General features: G+C 27.3%; 2 protein-coding genes. One reads left to right on the plus strand and one right to left on the minus strand.

What is annotated here, in order from left to right; all coding sequences use genetic code 11:
- Positions 1-191 precede the first annotated feature (191 nt).
- Positions 192-353 (minus strand): hypothetical protein, encoded by a 162-nt coding sequence (locus tag Q0138_RS03810; protein ID WP_297981142.1) that lies wholly within the window; start codon positions 351-353, stop codon positions 192-194.
- Positions 354-366: 13 nt separating this feature from the next.
- Here Q0138_RS03810 and Q0138_RS03815 point away from each other — a divergent pair, with 13 nt between their 5' ends.
- Positions 367-1,332 carry a cation diffusion facilitator family transporter gene (locus Q0138_RS03815; protein ID WP_297981145.1) on the plus strand — a complete coding sequence of 322 codons (966 nt, stop codon included), beginning with the start codon at positions 367-369 and terminating at the stop codon, positions 1,330-1,332.
- Positions 1,333-2,285: the final 953 nt, after the last annotated feature.

Below are 2,285 nucleotides of genomic sequence, written 5' to 3' on the forward strand. Positions count from 1 at the left end.
GTATATACATTCTGGGCGACCAGCATTCCAGGTTTTAATTTTCCAGTAGCAACCAGTTTCATATTACCCCTCATACCGCGATTGAAATGAATGGCTAATGGTTCGATATTGGCGGAGCTCGCGACACCAATCCGTTTTTTCAGATTCTGATTATGTTAAAAACTTATTATCTATTTTATATAACTTCTTAATCATTTAGTAAGTATAGCTACACTAAATGCAGGAAGTGTAATCCCTGCTCCATCTAAAATAACTTCACTCTCAGAAGTGATAAGAACTCCTGATAAGCTGCATCCATCGCATTCAGTGTTAGAAAGGGTAATAGTTTTTTCTTCCTCAGAAGTATTAACCAAAATATATATCTCCTTGTCACCTTCGTCAATATTTTCAAACTTCTCAGTATCAATAGTCTTCTTAATTGCTATTACTTCTTCTGTTGCAAGATCGTCTAATAGTGAAACTTCTCCTCTTGCAATTGCAGGAAACATATTCCTTTCTGTATTTAACTTTCTAGTAGGAATGATTTCAGGAAGTTATGCGCTTATTTCAGAAGGTGCACATACAATTTCAGACATAATGACCTCAATTATTGCCTATCTTGGCTTTAAGTTTGGAAGCAAACCTGCTGACCACGATCACCCATTAGGCCATGGCCGTGCAGAAGCCATTGCCGGATTGGTCATTGTTGTGTTTTTAGCTTTAATCGCTTATGAAATCATTACAGGAGCTATTGACAAGCTGTTCTTTAATGGAGTAACTACAATTCCTTCTCCAATTGCTGTAGTGATGGCTGTAATAGGCATATTCGTAAACATAATCATGAGTCAATCAATCATTAAATTAGGTGAGAAGGCAAACAGCCCTGCAATTGTTGCAGACGGTAAGCATCAAAGGGTTGACATCTATTCATCAGTGGCTATTCTGTTTGGTGTTTTGATTTCACAGTATGGTTATCCTATGCTGGACCCTATAATAGGTCTATTTATTGGATTCATGATTGCAAAGACCGCTTTTGAGGTTGCACGTGAAAATTTAAACAATATTATGGGTAAGGTTCCTGATGAAAGTTTGTTTGATGAGGTAAAGGAAGTTGCAGAATCTGTTGATGGAGTAATGGATGCTCATGACATTAGGATAAATTATTTCGGATCCTATGCTACAGTTACTTTACATGTAGTTCTTCCAGAGGATTTAAGTCTTAAGGAGGCACATGCAATTTCTCATAAGGTTCAGGACAAGATTCTTAAAAATATAGACTTTATTCATGGAGTAACCGCCCATGCTTGCCCTCAAGGAGTTGAATATTGTCATTTCCAACAATTGGATGAGTAAATTGTTTAATTTTTTATTTTAATGTTTTTACTCTTTTTCACTTTTTTATAATGTGGTTCTTTTTTTAGGTTGTGTTTTTTTTAAAATTTTTTTAGTTTTTTTATAATTTGATTCTTTTTTTAGGTCGTTTTTATTTATTTTTAAAATTTTTTAATTTTTTTTTAAATTCAATTTTAGCTCTTTTTTTAAAATTTTTTTAGTTTTTTTTAGGTTCATTTTTATTTGTTTTTTTCCTTAAATTTTTTAATTTTTTTCAAACTCATTTTTATTTGTTTTTTCCTTAATATTTTTTAGTTTTTCAATGCCTATTTTTAATTGATTTTCAATCAATTTTTCAAGTGCTTTTTTATTGAAATTTTATCCCTTTTTTGCAATTTTCTAATATATTTGTCAAAATTCCTTTTTTGTTCTTTATTTTTTGTTTAAATTTATCAATTTTACTTATTTTTTATTTAAATAGGTTATTTCTATACTTATTGGCTATTTTTTGTTATTTGTTCTTGATTTATGAAATTAATTATTTTAATCTAAAATAATTTAATTCTTTTGTTTCTTAATTGTTCTTTTTTTAAGTAAATAATGTAAATTTAATCTTATTTTCTATATTCAATTATTAATTTCTTAATTTATCTTAAAATAACTTATTTTAGGCTATTATTGGACTAAATAAGAATGATATGTTGTTTTTTATTTTAATTAAATATTAACTCTTATTTTTTATTTTTAATAGTTAATATTTGTTTATAATTATAAATTTTTATTTTAAACATGATATTATTTATTTAAACATAAATTTATTTATTATAGCTAATTTAAGCAATTTTAAGCTCTTTTTTTTAAAAATTTTTATGGGAAAGATTTATATGTTATTAACAAGTAATTATATCATAACATTAAAAAAGTATTATCTAAATTTTATAAAAATATCTTAGTTTTTCAATTATTTTTATAGA

This window comes from uncultured Methanobrevibacter sp., assembly GCF_937906425.1.
Lineage (GTDB): Archaea > Methanobacteriota > Methanobacteria > Methanobacteriales > Methanobacteriaceae > Methanobrevibacter.